At 66.4% G+C, this 19,009-nt stretch carries 13 protein-coding genes and 8 pseudogenes; 17 read left to right on the plus strand and 4 right to left on the minus strand.

Translation table 11 applies throughout. The features are described from left to right. Positions 1-62 precede the first annotated feature (62 nt). Both T428_RS25820 and T428_RS0105310 read left to right on the plus strand, forming a co-directional pair. A pseudogene (locus tag T428_RS25820) lies at positions 63-1,456 on the plus strand (acyl-CoA dehydrogenase family protein). A 22-nt stretch (positions 1,457-1,478) separates the two neighbouring features. Next, a complete protein-coding gene (locus T428_RS0105310) occupies positions 1,479-2,687 on the plus strand; it encodes an acyl-CoA dehydrogenase family protein (protein WP_025735654.1) in 1,209 nt (402 codons plus the stop codon). 104 nt (positions 2,688-2,791) lie between these two features. On the opposite strand, the pseudogene T428_RS25825 reads toward T428_RS0105310, so the two are convergent. The 3 genes and pseudogenes from T428_RS25825 to T428_RS35275 form a co-directional block, all read right to left on the minus strand. Next, a pseudogene (locus T428_RS25825) lies at positions 2,792-3,650 on the minus strand (oxidoreductase). 28 nt (positions 3,651-3,678) lie between these two features. Then, entirely contained in the window at positions 3,679-4,950 is a 1,272-nt protein-coding gene (locus T428_RS0105320) for a PPE domain-containing protein (protein ID WP_025735655.1), read from the minus strand. A gap of 94 nt (positions 4,951-5,044) precedes the next feature. Next, entirely contained in the window at positions 5,045-5,176 is a 132-nt protein-coding gene (locus tag T428_RS35275; protein ID WP_281173689.1) for a hypothetical protein, read from the minus strand. A gap of 296 nt (positions 5,177-5,472) precedes the next feature. Between T428_RS35275 and T428_RS31685 the strand changes: the two are divergent. Further along, a pseudogene (locus tag T428_RS31685) lies at positions 5,473-6,121 on the plus strand (response regulator transcription factor). A gap of 2 nt (positions 6,122-6,123) precedes the next feature. On the opposite strand, the gene T428_RS0105330 reads toward T428_RS31685, so the two are convergent. Continuing rightward, the gene (locus T428_RS0105330) at positions 6,124-7,368 is read right to left on the minus strand and encodes a sensor histidine kinase (RefSeq protein WP_245604800.1); all 1,245 of its coding nucleotides are present in this window, start codon (positions 7,366-7,368) and stop codon (positions 6,124-6,126) included. Positions 7,369-7,490: 122 nt separating this feature from the next. On the opposite strand from T428_RS0105330, the gene T428_RS0105335 reads away from it, so the two are divergent. The 14 genes and pseudogenes from T428_RS0105335 to T428_RS0105405 all read left to right on the plus strand — a co-directional run bounded on the left by T428_RS0105335 (position 7,491) and on the right by T428_RS0105405 (position 19,009). Continuing rightward, positions 7,491-8,489 (plus strand): acrylyl-CoA reductase family protein, encoded by a 999-nt coding sequence (locus tag T428_RS0105335; RefSeq protein ID WP_025735657.1) that lies wholly within the window; start codon positions 7,491-7,493, stop codon positions 8,487-8,489. A 22-nt stretch (positions 8,490-8,511) separates the two neighbouring features. Then, positions 8,512-9,477 carry an NADPH:quinone oxidoreductase family protein gene (locus T428_RS0105340; protein WP_025735658.1) on the plus strand — a complete coding sequence of 322 codons (966 nt, stop codon included), beginning with the start codon at positions 8,512-8,514 and terminating at the stop codon, positions 9,475-9,477. A gap of 173 nt (positions 9,478-9,650) precedes the next feature. Next, positions 9,651-10,743: pseudogene (locus T428_RS25830) on the plus strand (homogentisate 1,2-dioxygenase). Further along, positions 10,740-11,925 (plus strand): annotated as a pseudogene (locus tag T428_RS25835) (alpha/beta hydrolase family protein). Before T428_RS25830 ends, T428_RS25835 begins: the two co-directional pseudogenes overlap by 4 nt. Then, positions 11,922-13,127, plus strand: coding sequence for a CaiB/BaiF CoA transferase family protein (locus tag T428_RS0105360; protein WP_025735661.1), 1,206 nt, complete (start codon positions 11,922-11,924; stop codon positions 13,125-13,127). Before T428_RS25835 ends, T428_RS0105360 begins: the two are co-directional and overlap by 4 nt. Next, positions 13,124-14,020, plus strand: a pseudogene (locus T428_RS25840) (hydroxymethylglutaryl-CoA lyase). Before T428_RS0105360 ends, T428_RS25840 begins: the two are co-directional and overlap by 4 nt. After that, positions 14,020-14,641 (plus strand): annotated as a pseudogene (locus tag T428_RS25845) (TetR/AcrR family transcriptional regulator). The pseudogenes T428_RS25840 and T428_RS25845 overlap by 1 nt, the downstream one beginning before the upstream one ends. Before the next feature lie 10 nt (positions 14,642-14,651). Then, positions 14,652-15,889 (plus strand): annotated as a pseudogene (locus tag T428_RS25850) (acyl-CoA dehydrogenase family protein). Then, positions 15,886-16,866, plus strand: a complete 981-nt coding sequence (locus tag T428_RS0105380; protein WP_025735662.1) for a phosphotransferase family protein — start codon at positions 15,886-15,888, stop codon at positions 16,864-16,866. Before T428_RS25850 ends, T428_RS0105380 begins: the two are co-directional and overlap by 4 nt. Then, complete coding sequence (locus T428_RS0105385) at positions 16,863-17,201, plus strand: DUF6285 domain-containing protein (RefSeq protein ID WP_025735663.1); 339 nt, start codon at positions 16,863-16,865, stop codon at positions 17,199-17,201. Before T428_RS0105380 ends, T428_RS0105385 begins: the two co-directional genes overlap by 4 nt. Positions 17,202-17,210: 9 nt before the next feature. Beyond that, positions 17,211-17,630 (plus strand): nuclear transport factor 2 family protein, encoded by a 420-nt coding sequence (locus tag T428_RS0105390; RefSeq protein WP_025735664.1) that lies wholly within the window; start codon positions 17,211-17,213, stop codon positions 17,628-17,630. 37 nt (positions 17,631-17,667) lie between these two features. Next, positions 17,668-17,907 (plus strand): YceI family protein, encoded by a 240-nt coding sequence (locus tag T428_RS34050; protein WP_342666185.1) that lies wholly within the window; start codon positions 17,668-17,670, stop codon positions 17,905-17,907. A gap of 86 nt (positions 17,908-17,993) precedes the next feature. Then, positions 17,994-18,395 (plus strand): Rv3143 family two-component system response regulator, encoded by a 402-nt coding sequence (locus T428_RS0105400; protein ID WP_025735665.1) that lies wholly within the window; start codon positions 17,994-17,996, stop codon positions 18,393-18,395. A 236-nt stretch (positions 18,396-18,631) separates the two neighbouring features. Continuing rightward, complete coding sequence (locus T428_RS0105405) at positions 18,632-19,009, plus strand: NADH-quinone oxidoreductase subunit A (protein ID WP_025735666.1); 378 nt, start codon at positions 18,632-18,634, stop codon at positions 19,007-19,009.

Below are 19,009 nucleotides of genomic sequence, written 5' to 3' on the forward strand. Positions count from 1 at the left end.
TATCTTACTCTGGAGTAAGATAGGCTCTTGACTGCATCGCCCCGACTACAGAGGCTGCTGAAATGACGGACACTGTCTCCGGGTCAAACACTTCACGGCACGCGCGGGAAACGGCGTGGCCGCAACACCGGCGTCGGGATGCAACCGCACCGCCGCACCGGGATCGACATCACCCTGGCGCTGCTGACTCCGCTGGTCGGCCAGGAATTCCTGGACAAATACCATCTGCGCGACCCGATGAACCGGGGCCTGCGCTACGGCACCAAGGCGATCTTTTCCACCGCGGGCGCGGCTTCCCGGCAGTTCAAGCGGGTCCAGAGCATCCGCAGCGGACCCACCCGGCACAAGTCCAGCGGCAAGGACTACTACGACCTGAGGCCCGACGACGAGCAGAAGATGATCGTCGAGACCCTCGAGGAATTCGCCGCAGAGGTGCTGCGGCCCGCGGCGCCCGACGCCGACGAGGCGGCGAGCTACCCGCCCGACCTGATCGCGAAGGCCGCCGAACTCGGCATCACCGCGATCAACATCCCCAAGGACTTCGACGGCATCGCCGCACACCGCTCGAGCGTGACCAACGTACTGGTGGCCGAGGCACTTGCCTACGGAGACATGGGCTTGGCGTTGCCCCTGCTGGCGCCGGGCGGTGTGGCCGCCGCGCTGACCCACTGGGGCAGCGCGGATCAGCAAGCCACCTATCTGCCCGAGTTCGCCGGCGAGAATGTCCCGCAGGCGTACGTGGCCATCGCCGAACCGCAACCGCTGTTCGACCCCACCCGGCTGAAGACCACCGCGGTACGCACGCCGAGCGGTTACCGGCTGAACGGTGTGAAGTCGTTGGTGCCGGCCGCGGCCGACGCCGAGCTGTTCGTCGTCGGAGCTCAACTCAACGGCAAGCCGACACTGTTCATCGTCGAATCGGGCGCCAAAGGCCTTACCGTCAAAGCAGATCCGAGCATGGGTATTCGGGCCGCTGCCCTGGGCCGGCTTGAGCTCTCCGGGGTCTCGGTGCCGCTGAACGCCCGGCTGGGCGAAGGCGAGGCCACCGACGAGGACTACTCCGAGGCGATCGCGCTGTCCCGGCTGGGCGGCGCTGGCCGTGGGCACCTCGCACGCCGTCCTCGACTACGTCGTCCCGTACGTGAAGGAACGCCAAGCATTCGGCGAGCCCATCGCCCGCCGTCAGGCCGTTGCGTTCATGTGCGCCAACATCGCCATCGAGCTAGACGGGCTGCGGCTGATCACCTGGCGCGGCGCGGCGCGTGCCGAACAAGGGCTTCGGTTCATCCGCGAAGCGGCCCTGGCCAAGCGCCTCGGCGCCGACAAGGGCATGCAGATCGGCCTCGACGGCGTCCAACTGCTCGGCGGCCACGGTTACACCAAGGAACACCCGGTCGAACGCTGGTACCGCGACCTGCGGGCCATCGGCATCGCCGAGGGTGTTGTCATCATCTAACTTCACAAGCGAAAGACCAATCATGGCAATCAATCTGGAACTGCCTCGCAAGATGCAGGCGGTGATCGACAAGGCGCACCAGGGCGCCGCGGAAATGATGCGCCCGATCGCCCGCAAGTACGACGTCCACGAGCACGCCTATCCGGTGGAGCTGGACACCTTGTCCAACCTGTTCTCCGGCGCCGCCAAATCCAACGCCATGGCGCTCACCGGCGCCGAGGCGTTCCGCAGCAGCGAAAGCAAGGAAGAAAACCGCAACGGCGCCAACATGGCTGCGGTACTGCAGACGCTGGAGGCCAGTTGGGGCGACGCGGCAATGATGCTGTCGATGCCCTATCAGGACCTGGGCAACGCGGCGATCAGTGGCGTGGCCACCGACGAGCAGCTGAACCGGCTGGGCCGGGTCTGGGCCGCGATGGCGATCACCGAACCGAGCTTCGGATCCGACTCGGCCGCGGTGTCCACGACCGCCAGGCTGGACGGCGACGAATACGTGATCAACGGCGAAAAGATCTTCGTCACAGCGGGTTCGCGGGCCACGCACATCGTGGTGTGGGCGACGTTGGACAAGTCGCTGGGCCGCCCGGCGATCAAGTCGTTCATCGTGCCGCGTGAACATCCCGGGGTCAGCGTCGAACGGCTCGAGAAGAAGTTGGGCATCAAGGGCTCCGACACCGCGGTGATCCGGTTCGACAACGTGCGGATCCCGAAGGACAACCTGCTGGGCAATCCCGAAATCGAGTCAGGCAAAGGGTTTTCCGGTGTCATGGAGACCTTCGACAACACCCGGCCGGTCGTCGCGGGCATGGCCATCGGCATCGCCCGGGCGGCCTTCGAGGAGCTGCGCAAGATCCTGACCGAGGCCGGCGTGGAGATCTCCTACGATAGGCCCGCACACGCCCAAAGCGCCGCCGCGGCGGAGTTCCTGCGCATGGAGGCCGACTGGGAGTCCAGCTACCAGCTGACCCTGCGCGCAGCCTGGCAGGCCGACAACAAGATCCCCAACTCCAAGGAAGCGTCCATGGCCAAGGCCAAGGCCGGCCGGGTGGGCACCGACATCACCCTCAAGGCCGTCGAATTGGGGGGCACCGCAGGCTATTCGGAGCAGACGCTGTTGGAGAAGTGGGCACGCGATTCGAAGATCATGGACATCTTCGAAGGCACCCAACAGATTCAGCAGCTGGTTGTCGCCCGCCGCCTGCTGGGCCTGTCGTCGGCCGAACTCAAATAGCGATCACGGCTTAACGCCGAACGTGCAACCATGGCGCATTTTTCGGCTCTTTTCCGCCATGAGTTAACGTTCGGCGAGGGTCGCGCGTCTGACGACCGACGGCATCAGGCACCGACGGCGTTTAGCTGCTCTCGAGTCTCGTCATCGAACTCGATGGACGCGACGTCCAGGTTCTCCTCGAGGTGCCGCACCGACGAGGTGCCCGGAATCAGCAGCACATTGGGCGCCACGCTCAGCGTCCACGCCAGCGCGACCTGAGCGGGCGTGTAACCGAGTTTCTCGGCGGCCGCCCGTACCAGCTCGTGACCGAGCACCGGGTTGGGCTGCACAAACGAAGCGCCCAGCGGAAAGAACGGGACGAAGGCGATCCCCCGCCTGGTGCACTCCTGAAGCACGGCGACCGAGTCCCGCTGAACGATGTTGAATGCATTTTGTACACAAGCGATTTGGGTGCGCTCCAGTGCGTGTAGCAGATGCTCGCGGTTGATGTTGCTCAGCCCGATTCCGCCGATCAATCCCTGATCCCGGGCATCGATCATCACCGACAGCTGGTCGTCGAACAGCTGGTCGGGCCCGTCGCTTTCGAAGATCCGCAGATTGACCGCGGCCAGCTGATCGACACCGAGCGTCCGCAAGTTCGTCTCGATGTCGCGGCGCAGGTCGGCCGGCTCGCTTACCGGCAGCCACGTACCGGCCTCATCGCGACGCCCGCCGACCTTGCTCACCAAGGCCAGGTTCTCCGGGTAGGGATGCAGCGCCTCGCGGATGAGCTCATTGGCCACATCCGGGCCGTAGAACTGCGCGGTGTCGATGTGGTCGACGCCGCGTTCGACGGCCCTGCGCAGCTACCGCCAGTGCCTCGTCACGATCCCGCGGCGGCCCCATCACGCCGGGACCGGGCAGCTGCATAGCTCCGAAACCGACGCGGGCAACCGAATAGCGACCAAGCGGAAAAGGATCCATATCGGTGAGGTTAGCGTCGTGCTCCGGGTCACGAGGCGCGGCGTCGGCCGATCACACCCTCGGTCCACGCCCGCTCTTCGGTGTAGAGCGCTTCACCTTCGGTCTGCACACGCTTGCCCTTGCCGGCACCTTGGCCCTGACCGCCGGCACCACCCATCGGCATGCCGCCGCCCATACCGCCGCCCGCCCCGTTCAGCTTGGCGTACGCGGCCGGGACCGGGATCCCACCACCCGCCCCCGCTGGTACGGCGGCGGGCCCGGCGCTGGCTCCGGTGTTCGCCCAGGGTTGCAGGGGCGTCTTCGGAAAAGCGCCTCCACCGATGCCACCAATGCCGCCGCCGAGTGACGCCGGCTTCACCGGAGCCCCTTTCGGCAGGCCCTTACCGGCCGTGGGCAGCGGCGGCACCACGGCACCCCTCGCCAGGGGTGCGTTCGGCATCGTCGGCATCCCGGCACCCGGCATCGCGGGCATCGCCGGCAGCCCGGAAAGGCTGTCGCCAGAAGGCAGCCCGTCGGGCAGGTCCCCGAAATCAATGCCACCCGAGCCACCGGAGCCACCGTCGACCGCTTCGGCGGCCGCGGCCGCGGTCGGGAACATCGGTGGGTTCAGCGGCGCCAATGCGGTGTTGTCGCGATAAAACTTCAGCGCCGTCTCCGACTTCTTCTGCAGAACGGCATACCACTCAATCGCCGTCTGAATAAGCGCCTCCATGTGGTCGTCCACACCAGCCTTGTAGGTGTTTTCGACGATCAAGATGTCACCGGGACCCGGGTACTCTTCGGGAATGAGGTAATTGCCGTTGGAATCTTGCGTCGCCGTCCCACTTGCGGGCCGGATCTTTACTTGCGCCTCGACGATGTCGTTGGCCTGGTCACGCAGCGTGCCGCACAATTGCACCATCGACGCGATCCACTGCCGGTGCAGTTCGAAGTTTTGCTCGACGGCCATCCGCGCCTCCCCCTCCCACGCGGTAAACGGGCGAAACCGGCTGGCGATCTGCTGCAGCGCAAACTGGAAGGTGTGCCATTCCTCGGCGAAAGCCTTGCAGGCCGCGCCCTGGTCGCCGGCCTCGATCGCCATCGACGCCTGCCTGACCTCGTAGTAAGGATCGTCGCCGATCGGCGGCGCAGGCAACGGCGCCGGAGGGTCCCACGGCATGTCCGAGTCGTCGAGCGCCGAAATTTGGCCATTGCCGTCCAACGCATTCGGCGTCTCGTTGGTTATGGCGTCCGCAGCTCCCTCGTCGACCTCTTCGAAGCTTTTGCCGCTTTCCGTAGGGACTTGGCGAGTGCTTTCCATTCCCGCTCGCAGCCCCTCAACTTTCCATTCCCGCTCGCAGCCCCTCAAGTAGAGCCGGATTGCGTCCGCAGAAATGCCCAGTTGCGTCACGGCGTCAGAAGCCCTCGCCAGGGCGGCACGGAGGCTGCGGGTTGGTGGCCGGAATAGGAGGAAGCAGTTCCTCGATCTCGTTGGCCCGGGCAATCAATTCGGCATATTCCACATTGAGCGTCTGCGGCTGAGTCATGGCGGATCATCTCCTCTGTGCGGTCTTTGAAATTGGCGTTTCGGCTTCTCGCCGCGATCGCCTATGACTATTCCGGCGCGACCGGTTGAGGTCTGGTCTCTCGAGCAAACGTCGGGTTCGGTGGATGAGGTGCCCTCCCCCAATAGGGGGAGAAGACCACCGTGCCCGACGGCCCGGCCCGCAGTGGTGAGGTTGGCGCAAACGCCCTCCGGGCCGATTCGGCCAAGAGAGAATAGGACGGCGCCGGTCCCGGGACGGGCGCGCCCGAGATACCCAACGGCCTGGAAGCGCAACCGATGTCGTCCCATTCAGAACGTGTCAAGGTCGTCGTCGACGACGATCACCCGGTAACCCGCGAAGGCGTCGTGCGGGCGCTGAAGTCCAGCGGGCGGATCGAGGTGATCGGTGAAGTGTCCGATGGTCGGGCGGCGCTGACGGCGATCCGCGAGCTAAAGTCCAGGGTGGCGTTGATCGATTACAAAATGCCCGAGCTCAACGGGCTCGACGTGGTCCGAGCGGTGGTGCGGGACGGCTTGGACACCTGTGTCCTGTTACTCAGCGCTTTCGAGGACAGTGCGGTGATCTACCAAGCCCTCGCCGAGGGCGCCGCGGGCTATTTGACGAAAGACTCCGACAGCGACGAGATCGTGACCGCCGTGCTCAAGTGCGAGAAGGGTGCGACGTATATGCCGACGCAGTTGGCCGGGGCGCTGGCGGGTGAGGTGAAACTTCGAGCCCGCGGCGAGGCGGCGTTGTTGACACCACGCGAGCTCGAGGTCGTCCGCATGATCGCCGAAGGCCTGTCGGTACCTCAGATCGCGGCACGGCTTTTCGTGGCGCCCAGCACGATCAAATCGCACGTGCAGAACCTGTACGAGAAGCTCGGTGTGTCCGACCGGGGCGCGGCCCGTCGCCGAGGCGATGCGGCGTTGGCTGCTGGAGTGACCTCAGCTCTGCAGTGGCCATTCCACGGATATGTGTGCCCCCGTGGGAACGTCGAGGATTGTCAAGCTGCCACCGGCGGCTTCCACCCGGGCCCGCTGCGAGGCCAGACCGATGTGCCCTTCGGCGAGGCGGCGCATCATCGCGTCGGCGGTGACCCCGATGCCGTCGTCGGCGACATCGAGTCGACATGTTCCGTCGCGGACCTTGAGTGTCACCGACGCCTGGGTCGCTTCGGAATGGCGGACCACGTTGGACAACAACTCGCGAACCACCCCGAACACCATCGGATCGATGGCGTTGTGGCCCGGGTAATCGACGTCGGTAGTGATCGTGATGCCCGCGCGTTCGGCGGTGAAGGCGGCCAACTTCTCGACCGCGGCACCCAAGCCGACTTGTTCGAGTACGGCCGGATGCAGCTCGAAGGTCGCCTCCCGCAGGCGCCGGGAGGCGTCGTCGAGGCTGGCGATGGCCCGCTGCAACGGCTCGGCGGGTGACTTCTTGGCGAAGTCCACCACGTCGCGTCGGGCCGCAAGCACATCCTGCAAAGGCCCGTCGTGGATGGCTTCGGAAATTTCTCGCCGTTCGCGCTCCGAAGCGGTCATCGTCTCGGCGAGCAACGCATCTCGTGACGCGGTGATTCGTGCTATCTCGTCGACATAGCGCTGTCGAAAGATGACCGCGAACAAGGCTGTGCCGCATAGGAATCCATAGATCAGCACGAGTAGCAAAGTCTTGGGCCAACCCAGTTGGCGAGGGATGACGGGGTCTTGCAGGATCGACGCGGTGAACGCGACGAACGCGCAGCTCAGGCCGACGGTGGCACGCCGTCCGGACAGATCCAGGGCAACCATGCGCGGCACCAGCACCATCAACAGCAGTGGGATGTGCCCGCCCGGCGACAAAAGTTTGAAACCGACGATCGCCAGCACGTCGACCATCGCCAGAACGAACAAGGCACGGTCGGGGACCATCACTCGACGCGCGGGCGAATACACGAGGACCACGACGCCCAATGCGATGAGCGCGTACACCACGACCACAGCGTCGTCCGGAGCCCACCTGGGGGCCCGGTAATCCGTGTGGACCAGGACAGCCCCGATCATGATGAAGACGACGACCAACCGCTGCACCGACGCGACCCGCAAGGAACGCCACCGGTGGACGCGGAAAACTGCGTCCAGCTCCGTGTTGGTGGTCTCGGTGATCCCGTTGCCGGGGGCTTCGCGACTGATCGCGGACTCTGACACGTGTGACGGCTGCGCTGCCATCCTTAGTTCTCCGCAGCGGTCCGACTCGGGTTGGGACTCGGCAAAGCCTATACGGGTGACCGAAAAGCGACCAAGCGCAAGCCCAGCGCTAACGTCGGTGCATGAACAGTTTTGCCGCGTTGGTGGCACGCCAAGATGGTGACCGGATCACCGCGTCGGTCGAAACGCTCCACCCGTCAGACCTGCCGCCCGGCGACGTGACGATCCGGGTGCTGTTTTCCAGTGTCAACTACAAGGACGCATTGGCGCTGACCCCCAACGGCGGCGTGGTGCACGACTACCCCATCGTGCCGGGCATCGACCGCACCGGCGAAGTCGTCGAGTCGCGGTCACCGGAATTCAGCGTCGGCGAGAAGGTGCTGGCCCACGGGTATCAGATCGGCACCGGCCACCACGGCGGCTACGCCGAATACGCGCGGCTGCCCGCCGATCAGGTGGTGGCCCTCGGTGCATTGACCCCGCACGAAGGTGCGGCCATCGGCACCGCCGGCTTCACCGCCGCGATGAGCGTGCAGGCGCTGATCGATTGGGGCATCACGCCCGAGTCGGGCCCCATCGTCGTCACCGGGGCCTCCGGCGGAGTCGGCTCGGTCAGCGTCGACCACCTGGCGGCCACTGGCCACCAGGTGGTCGCCTCCAGCGGTAAGGAATCGGCCGCCGAAATGCTGAAAGACCTTGGCGCCACAGAGGTTATCGGCCGACTGCCCGCCGATCCGGATGCCAAGCCGCGACCGCTGGCCAAGGCGCGCTGGGCGGGCGCGGTGGACTGCGTCGGAGGCGCGACGCTGGCCGATGTGCTCAGCACCGTCGACTACGGCGGTGCGGTCGCCGCCAGCGGCCTCACCGGCGGGCCCGCGCTGCACACCACCGTGATGCCGTTCATCCTGCGCGGGGTCGCGCTGCTCGGTATGGACTCGGTGTTGATGCCGATCGCCCGGCGCCGCGAGCTGTGGGCGCTACTCGGCGACTCGCTCAAGCCGCGGCACCTGGACGCGGTCAGCAACGACGTCGACGTCAAAGACGTCGTCGGGGTGCTGGATCAACTGCGCGCGGGTAGCCACTCGGGCCGCGCGGTGGTACGTGTCGCAGGCGGATTCTGAGGTGGCAGTAGGCTCTTCGACCATGCGCGCAGCACGGGTTACTCGGCTAGACGGTCCGGACGCGATCGAGGTGGGCGAGGTCGACGAGCCCACCGGCGACGGGATCGTCGTCGAGGTGCATGCCGCCGGTGCCGCCTTCCCGGACGCGCTGCTGACCCGCGGCCTCTACCAGTACCGGCCGGACCCACCGTTCGTGCTCGGCGCCGAAATCGCGGGCGTCGTTCGATCGGCACCGGACGGCTGTCATGTGGGGCCCGGCGACCGGGTCGTCGGCCTGACGATGCTGACCGGCGGCATGGCCGAGGTCGAGCTGCTCTCCCCCGAGCGTGCGTTCAAGCTGCCGGACAACGTCAGCTTTGAGGCGGGCGCCGGCCTGTTGTTCAACGATCTGACGGTCTACTTCGCGTTGACGGTGCGTGGCCGCCTGCAACAGGGCGAGACCGTGCTGGTGCACGCCGGCGGGATCGGCACCTCGACGCTGCGGCTGGCGCCGGCGCTCGGGGCATCGCGCACCATCGCGGTGGTCAGCACCGAGGAGAAGGCCCAGATCGCCACCGCCGCCGGCGCGACCGACGTGGTGCTGGCCGACGGCTTCAAGGACGCGGTCAAGGAATTGACCAGCGGCCGCGGCGTGGACATGGTCGTCGACCCGGTCGGCGCTGACCGGTTCACCGACTCGCTGCGCTCGCTTGTTCCGGGCGGACGGCTACTGGTCGTCGGGTTCACCGGTGGCGAGATACCCCCCGTGAAGGTGAACCGGTTGCTGCTCAACAACATTGACGTCGTCGGTGTGGGTTGGGGCGCCTGGACGGCGACGCATCCCGGCGCGCTGGACGAGCAGTGGGCCGGACTCGAGCGGCTGCTCGCCTCCGGGCAGCTCACCGCCCCGCAGCCGGAGGTGTATCCGCTGGAGCAGGCCGCCGCCGCGGTCGCGTCGATGGAGAATCGCACCGCCAAAGGCAAAGTCGTCCTGCGCGTGCGCGATTAGCTCGCCCTGTGTGTTGTTCGCGACACTGAAACGTCAGCGAAGACACGCCGTAGCGGGTCGCGATGGATTAAGTCTCGCGGAGACTCGTCCCCGGCGCCCTTGTGTGCGCCTAAAAGAGAAAGTAATGTCAATTTCAGTTTTGGCGCACTGACCACCCCTACTCGGGGGTCCCCATGGAATCCTTTGTTCACCTGCGCAAAGGCAAGACACCGCATCGCCTGCACGCCGACCTCGACGGCCTCAAGGACGACGAGCTGGGCCGGGGCGGCTTCACCGGGCGGACCGCCAACATCTACCGCCGCCACGACCCCACCGCCTACCGATCGTCGGGACCGCTGCGCCCGGTCGACGTGCTGTCCAGCGAGCTCAAGCCCGGCGACGCCACCGACGCCCACGGCGGACCGCTGCTGATGTTCAGCAACGACGACTGCCGCATTCTGCTCAGCCGTCGCCACGAGCCGATGCCCTACTTCACCCGCCACGTCGACGGCGATCTGCTGTCATTCGTCCACCAGGGCACCGGGCTGGTGGAGACCGAGTTCGGTCCGCTGCGCTACCGGGAGGGCGACTGGGTCTACCTCCCCAAGGCATGCACGTGGCGTCAGGTGCCGGATCGCGAAACCACATGGGTGATGATCGAGGCCACCGACGAGTTCCGGGTGCCATCGCCCCGCCCGCTGGGCCGGCACTTCCCGTTCGACCCGTCGCAGGCCACCATCCCCGAACCCGCGCCGATCGAGGATGACGGCCGTGACGAGTACGAGGTACGGCTGATCCACGAAGGTGGCCCGACAACGCTTGTCTACCAATATAATCCGCTCGACATCGAAGGATGGCGCGGCGACAACTTCGCGTTCACCTTCAACATCGACGACTACAACGTGATCACCTCCGACAGCGTCCACCTGCCGCCGACGGTGCATCTGTTCATGCAGGCCACCGGCGTCTACGTGATGAACTTCCTACCCAAACCCGCCGAGGGCGTTCCCGGCACCGAACGCACACCGTGGTCACCGCAACGTCGACTACGACGAAATCGCGTTCTTCCACGGCGGCTCGCTCTACGGCGTCCCGATGCCGCCGGGCCTGATTACCCATGCGCCGCAAGGGCTTCACCACGGCGCGCCGGAGAAAGCGCGCGAACGTGCCCGCCGCAAATTCGACGAGCATTCGCGGGTCGACTGGCAGGTCATCGCCGTCGACACCCGCAAGCGACTGACCCCGTCACCCGAAGTACTGGCCCACGACCTGGGGCAGCACTCATGACCACAGCCGTCAAGCACGACTACGAACGAATCCCGTATCTGGTTGCCTTCCAGAACGATTCCGGTGTCCGTGACGTCTACGACGGGCTGGCCGAGATCACCGTGCTGGAGAGCTACCTACTGAAGCCGAAGGACAAGCCGTCGGACACCGTGCTGGTGTTCATGCACCCGATCGGCGGTGGGGCGTACCTGCCGATGATCAACGCGCTGGCCCGGGCCGGCCACCACGTCATCTACTGCAACAGCCGCTTCCGCGGCACGGATTCGGCGCTGCTGATGGAGAAGGTCGTCGAGGACCTCGGCGAGTGCATCAAGGACGCCAAGAACCGGCTGGGCTACTCCAAGGTGGTGCTGGCCGGGTGGAGCGGCGGCGGCTCGCTGTCGGTGTTCTACCAGCAGCAGGCTCAGCACGCGACGATCACGTCGAGCCCGACCGGCGACGGCCCGGATCTGACGAAACTGGAACTGCCCGCCGCCGACGGCATCATGCTGCTGGCCGCCCACATCAGCCGGCACGGCACGCTGACCGAATGGCTCGACGCGTCCATCCTCGACGAATTCGATCCCACCAAGCGCGATCCGGAACTGGACCTGTACAACCCCGACAATCCCAACCGCCGCCCTATACGCAGGAATTCCTGGACCGGTACCGTCAAGCGCAGATCGACCGCAACCGCCGCATCACCGCATGGGTCAAAGAGAAGCTGGCTGAATTGAGCGCTCAGGGCCGCCCCGACGACGAGTTCGGATTCGTCGTGCATGACACGATGCAGACCCGCGCTGGCTGGACGCAGGCGTGGATCCCAATGAGCGCACGCCGGGCACCTGCTACCTGGGCGACCCGCAGGTGGTGAACATGAGCCCGGTCGGGCTGGCCCGCTTCTCGACATTGCGCGGCTGGCTGTCGCAATGGAGCTACGACGACGCCCGCGGCGACGGCGTGGCCTGCGGGCGAGACATCGCGATCCCCGCGCTGGTGATCGGCAACCTGGCCGACGACGCCTGCACACCCAGCCACACCCGGCGGCTGTTCGAGGCGATCGGGCACCCCGACAAGGAGATGTACGAAATCCGCGGCGCCACACACTATTACGCCGGCCCCGACCAGCGCGACAAGTTGCGCGAAGCGGTCAACGCTGTCACCGATTGGTTGATCCGCCACGATTTCGCGAGCGCCGAATGAACGTAAGTGGACCGCTGGACGGCATCCGGGTGCTCGAACTGGGCACCTTGATCGCGGGTCCGTTCGCCGCCCGCCTGCTCGGCGACATGGGCACGGAAGTCATCAAGGTGGAGCCGCCGGGCGCCCCGGACCCGCTGCGCAACTGGGGCCAGGCCGAACACCGGGGGCACCACGTGTTCTGGACCGTGGCCGCGCGGAACAAGAAAGCCATCACGCTCGACCTGCGCCGGCCGCACGGCCGCGAGTTGTTCCTCGAGCTCGTCGAGAAGTCCGACATCGTGGTGGAGAACTTCCGCCCGGGCACGCTGGAGAAGTGGGACCTGGGCTACGACGTGCTCAGCGCCCGCAACACCGGCATCATCCTGGTCCGGGTGTCCGGCTACGGGCAGACCGGGCCCGACGCGCACAAGGCCGGCTATGCCTCGGTGGCCGAGGCCGCCAGCGGACTGCGGCATCTCAACGGTTTTCCCGGTGGGCCGCCGCCCCGGCTTGCGCTCTCGCTAGGCGACAGCCTGGCCGGCATGTTCGGCGCTCAGGGCGCGATGGCGGCGCTGTATCGCCGCAGTGTGACCGGGCGCGGACAGGTCGTCGACGTCGCGCTGACCGAATCGTGCTTGGCCGTCCAGGAATCCACGATTCCCGATTACGACGTCGGTGGCGTGGTTCGCGGTCCGTCGGGCACCAGGCTGGAAGGCATCGCGCCGTCCAACATCTATCGCAGCGCCGACGATTCGTGGGTGGTGATCGCGGCCAATCAGGACACCGTGTTCGCCCGGTTGTGTGCCGCGATGGGACGCCCGGAGCTGGCCGGCGACGACCGCTTCGCCACGCACACCGCCCGCGGCCGCAACCAGGACGAACTCGACAAGATCATCGGCGCGTGGGCCGCCGAGCGCGAGCCGGCCGACATCGTCGAAATCCTCAGTGCCGCAGGCGTGATCGCGGGCCCGATCAACACCGTCGCGGAAGTGGTCGAAGACCCTCAGCTGCGGGCGCGCGGCATGCTGGTCGAGCACTACGACGAACGCATCGGGCGCAATGTGGTGGGACCCGGGGTGGTTCCGGTGCTGTCCGAATCGCCGGGCAGCGTGCGGCACGCTGGGCCGGCGCGCCCGGGACAACACAACGACGACGTCTACGCGGGGCTGCTGGGCAAGACCGCCGACGAGCTCGAGGCACTGCGCGGTGAGGGGGTGCTGTGAATACCCACGTCGATATCCGTGAGGTGTCGCTGCGCGACGGGTTGCAGATCGAAAAGCCAATCCCGTTGTCGGCCAAGCTGGAACTGCTCGCCGCGGTGGCCGCCACCGGGGTACGGGAAGTGGAGGCCACGCGTTCGTGTCCCCGACCAAGGTGCCGTCGATGGCCGACGCCGCCGAACTCGCCGCGCAGCTGCACAACTATCCCGACATCGAATTCTCCGCCCTGGTCGCCAGCCCGAACGGCGCCAAGCGCGCCGTCGCCGCCGGACTGCGCTCGATCGAATACGTGGTGGCCGCCGACGACACGTTTAGCAAGGCCAACGTCGGTCGCACCAGCACGCAGGCCACCGACCAGATCGACGACATCGTCGCGATCGCACACAGTAGCGACGTGACCGTCGAGGTCGTCATCGCCACCGCATGGGACTCGCCGTTCGAGGGCCCTACCCCACCGCAGCGCGTGCTGGAGATCGCCGCCGCCGCCCGCGACCGCGGGGCCGACCGCTTGTCGATCGCCGACACCATCGGCACCACCACTCCCGGACGAGTGAGTTCGCTGATCGCCCAACTGCGTCCGGTGATCGGCGACCTGCCGCTGGGCGCGCACTTCCACAACACCCGCGGCGCCGGGTTGGCCAGCGCCTACGCGGCCGTCAGCGCCGGCGTCACCCGGCTGGACGCCTCGGTCGGCGGGCTGGGCGGTTGCCCGTGTGCATCCGGGCGCCACCGGTAACATCGCCACCGAGGATCTGGTGTACCTGCTGACCGACAGCGGCATCGACGTCGACGTCGACCTGCAGGCCGCGATTGCCGCCGCCGACGTCGCGAAGTCGGCTGTGGGCCATGAACTGCCGAGCGCGTTGCTGCGCGCGGGCGACCGGATCCGGGACTGATGGGTGTGTCCGCCCCCGAACCGCTGACCTCCAAGGGCCGCCAGACCAGGGAGGCCATCGAGACCGCGGCGCGAAAACTGTTTGCCGAACGTGGCTTTCACGGCACCACGCTGGCCGACATCACGTCGGCTGCCGGCAAATCACCGGCGGTGTTCTACCGCTACTTCGCCGACAAGGAAGACCTGCTGGTTGCGCTGGCGGAGTCCTTATTTGCACGACGTCGTGGCCCCGTCCGGGTTGAGCGTGCACCTGCCCGACTCTCCCGACGACGACGCGTTCTTCACCTCGGTGGTGACCGGCTACTGGAACATCTTCAAGCAGAACATCGGCATCATGATCGCCGTCGCCCAGCTGGCCACCACCCAGCACCGATTTGCGGTCGTGCAGAATGAATTTCGGCGGTTCGGCATGGACATCGTGACCGCCTCGGTGCGGCGCGCCCAGGAGCAGGGCTACGGCCGCAAGCTCAACCCGCAACACACCGCGGCGGCCATCGCGCTGCTGTTCGAGAACTTCACCACCGTCTTCGTCGGGCAGTCCGGTATCGGCATGGAAATCAGCGACGAGGACGCCATCACCACTCTGTCGACGGTTTGGAAGAAAACTCTCTACGGCGGGTAAGGAGATCAACGTGGATTTCACTCTCCCGGAACATCTTCCGGGTGTGCTGGCCGAGATGGATGCGTTCATCGAGGCGGAGATCAAACCGTTGGAACGGGAGAACATCCAGTACTTCGACCAGCGCCGAGAGCATGCCCGCACCGATTGGGACCACGACGGCATCCCGACGCAAGAGTGGGAGGAACTACTCGCCGAGATGCGCCGGCGCGCCGACAAGGCCGGCTGGCTGCGCTACGGACTGCCGACGTCGCTGGGCGGGCGCGACGGCACCAACGTCGACATGGCCGTGATCCGGGAACACTTGGCGCACAAGGCCTTGTGCTGCACAATGACCTGCAGAACGGGTCGTCGATCGTCGGGAACTTTCCCCAGGTGATCATGATGGAGCGGTTCGGCACCGACCAGCAGCGCCGGGAGTGGTCCGAGGCGGTGATCACCGGGGAGCGGTCCATGGCGTTCGGGCTCACCGAGCCGCAGCACGGGTCCGACGCGACCTGGCTAGAAACCTACGCGCGCCTTGACGGTGACAGCTGGGTCATCGACGGCGCCAAGCGATTTAATATCGGCATGCATCGCGCCACGCATGACCTGGTCTTCGCCCGCACGTCCGGCGAGACGGGACAAGCCCGGGGCATCACCGCGTTCCTGGTCCCGACCGACACCCCCGGATTCACGGTCCCGTACTACTGGTGGACGTTCAACATGCCCACCGACTACGGCGAAGTCGAGCTAAAAGATGTCCGCATCCCCGCCGACGCGGTGCTCGGCGAGGTCGACCGCGGACTGGAGGTCGCGCAAACCTTTTTGCACGAGAACCGGATTCGCCAAGCAGCGAGCAGCCTGGGCGCCGCGCAGTACTGCATCGACCGTGCCGCCGAATACGCCGCCAAGCGCACGGTGTTCGGCAAGCCGCTGTCGGTCAACCAGGCCGTGCGATGGCCGCTGGCCGAGCTGCAGACCGAAGCCCAAATAGTACGGTTGCTGGTGCAATTCGCCGCGTGGCACCTGGACCGCGACCACCACATGGAGGTCTCGGACAAGGTGTCGATGGCGAACTATCGTGCCAACCGGCTGGTCTGCGATGCCGCCGACCGCGCCATGCAGGTGTACGGCGGACTCGGCTACAGCCGTCACGAGCAGTTCGAGCACATCTACCGCCACCATCGCCGTTACCGCATCACCGAGGGCGCCGAGGAAATCCAGATCCGCCGAGTGGCCCAGCGGCTGTTCAAGTTTGGCAAGCAGTGACCGAGGAGCTGAGCTCCAAACTCCAAGCGGTGCTGGTGCCGGTGCTGGGCGCGGGCACCACGATCGAGAACCTGCGCGCGCTCACCGGTGGCGCCAGCCGCACCACCTGGGCGTTCGACGCGGTTACCGGCGCGGGGCGCCGCGCGCTGATCCTGCGCACCGGCCCACCCGACGACGTGCACGCCGGCATGGAGCTGGAAGCCCGCGCGCAGGCCGCGGCCGCGGCGGCCGGGGCGCCGGTCTCCCACATCCTGGTCGCCGACGATTCGGTTGCCGCGCTTGGTAATCCGTTTCTGATCTGCGACGAGGTCAAGGGTGAGACCATCGTCCGACGCATCCAGCGCCGGCTCGATGCCGGCGGGCACACCCGCCGAACCGAGCTGCTGCGGCAATGCGCACAGGCGCTGGCCGCGATCCACCGGGCGGACCCGCAAATCGACGGCCTGGCTTACGAGGACCAGCTGGTGGAATACCGCGAGCGACTCGACGCGATGAACGACACCACCGCCACCTTCGAATGGGCGTTTCGTTGGCTGGCCGCCCACCGACCGCAACCGACGCCGATGGTGCTGGTGCACGGGGACTACCGGATGGGAAACCTCATCGTCGACGGATACAACTTGGCCGCGGTGCTCGACTGGGAGCTGGCTCACCTCGGCGAGGCCTACGAAGACCTAACCTGGTTCTGCATCCGCGCCTGGCGGTTCGGCGCTCCGGCCAGCCTGGGCGCCGGCGGCCTCGGCAGCATCGAGAGCTTCGTGCGCGACTACGAGCAGGCCAGCGGGACCACCGTCGACCGAGCGACGCTGCATTGGTGGATGGTGCTGGCCACCCTGCGCTGGGGTGTGATCTGCCGATACCAGGCGGAGCGGCATTTGAGCGGTCAGTCCCGGTCGGTAGAGCTGGCGACGATCGGTCGCCGGGTGAGCGAGACGGAGTGGGACATTCTCAATTTGCTCGAGGAGGTCCCGTCGTGATCGGTGCTTATGGGCGCCCACTGGCGGCCGAACTCGTGGCGGCGGTGGCCGAATTCCTGGAAACCGACGTCCGGGAGGCGACCAGCGGGCAGGTCAACTTCCACGCCCGGGTGGCCGCGAACGCCTTGCGCATCGTCGAACGCGAACTGCTCGACGAAAGCGAGGCGGAGTCTCGAGCCACGCTGGCCGGCTTGGGATTCGGCGACGAGGAACAGCTTGCCGCCGCCATCCGGGCCGGCGAGTTGGACGAGCGTGCCGGCGAGGTGCTCGCCGTCCTGAGAATCCTGGTGCGCAATCGGTTGGCGGTTGCCCACCCCAGATACGACAGCGAATAGGAGCCCGCCATGCCCGCAACCGCTGAGGTCGTCATCGACACCGCCGACCGGCTGTTCTCGGCGATCGTCGAGGGCGACAGGGCCGCGGTCGATCGGCTGTGGAGCGACGACATCGCGGTGTGGCGGGTGGGCGCTGGCCAGGATCCCTTCAGGACGGATGACAAGATCCGCGCGCTGAAGGTCATCGACTGGTTCATCGGTGCGACCACACAGCGCCGCTACGAGATCCTCGATCGCCGGCTCTTCGGGGATTTTTCAGACGGCTCGATCAGCGGCTTTGTCCAGCAGCACGTCCTGCACGCCACCGGTCATGCCGGCCAATCGATCTCCATGCGCGTTTGCATCGTGATCGGGGTGGGCACCAACGGTCTGATCGACCGCATCGACGAGTATTTCGACCCCACCGAAATTGCGCCGCTGATGAGATGAGACCGAGTTCTCCGGCATCGGCCGCCGCGACAAGCATCTGCGCTCGCCAGATTTCTTCGATGTCGACCGTTTTGCGCAGATCAGCGTCGTCGTCACCGCGGTCCAGCCGACCGTGGGCAACGCCACCGAGCTGCACGCCAGCTTCACGATCAAGGGCGTCACCGCGCCGGTCTTGGTGACACTGACCGGCAGCTCCACGGGCGACGGTTCGATCCAGATCTCGGGCGAAACCACGATCGATCCCGGTTCGACATCGGCTCGAACAAGTTCGGCATGATCGCGCCGACGGCCCACGCGGCGGCGCACGTCGTTTTCGTGCGGTCCGACCGATAAAGCCAGTCGCGCACCAGTAGCATCTGCACCGTGCCCGACGCCACCATCGCCCTGCGGATACTCGTCTACAGCGACAACCCCAACACCCGCGACGAAGTGAAGCGGGCGCTGGGCACGCGCCTGCACCCGGATCTACCCGAGTTGAACTACGTCGAGGTGGCTACCGGTCCGATGGTGATCCGCACCATGGATGAGGGCGGCATCGACCTGGCCATCCTCGACGGCGAAGCGACGCCGACCGGCGGCATGGGAATCGCCAAGCAACTCAAAGACGAACTCGAAAACTGCCCGCCGATCTTGGTGCTGACCGGTCGCCCGGACGACGCGTGGCTGGCGACGTGGTCGCGCGCCGAGGCCGCGGTACCGCATCCGATCGACCCGATAGTGCTGGGTCGCACCGTGCTCGGGTTGCTGCGCGCTCCCGCGATCTAGCCCGCCCACACCGCGCGCGGAGGCCGGCGAGCATGGCCAGGCTGCCCGCCGACGAGTTGTTGTCTAAACTCGGCGAAGATCACAGCCAAGTGATTACCATCACCCCGAGCACGCGTCCCAGCCACCTCAACGCTATGTTGAAGATCACTGTGATGGGCTACAGACCCGGCTCATCACAGCAGCCCGGTCGCCGCCTGGTCGCTTTATAGGCGGCCCACGACGGATCTTGGAGCGAGTTGAACGTCTACATACCCATCCTGGTGCTAGGCGGAATCGCCGCCGCCTTTGCTGTGGGCTCGGTGGTGATCGCCAGCCTGGCCGGCCCATCGCGGCACAACAAGTCGAAGATGGCGGCCTACGAATGTGGAATCGAGCCGACCGCAACGTCGGTGAGTGGTCCGCATGCGACGCCCGGGCAGCGGTTTCCGGTGAAGTATTACCTGACCGCAATGCTGTTCATCGTCTTCGACATCGAAATCGTATTCCTGTATCCGTGGGCGGTCAGCTACGACGCGCTGGGAACGTTCGCTCTGGTCGAGATGGTGGTGTTCATGCTGACGGTCTTCGTGGCCTACGCCTACGTGTGGCGCCGCGGCGGCCTGACCTGGGATTGA

The organism is Mycobacterium genavense ATCC 51234 (genome assembly GCF_000526915.1).
In the GTDB taxonomy this organism is placed as follows: domain Bacteria; phylum Actinomycetota; class Actinomycetes; order Mycobacteriales; family Mycobacteriaceae; genus Mycobacterium; species Mycobacterium genavense.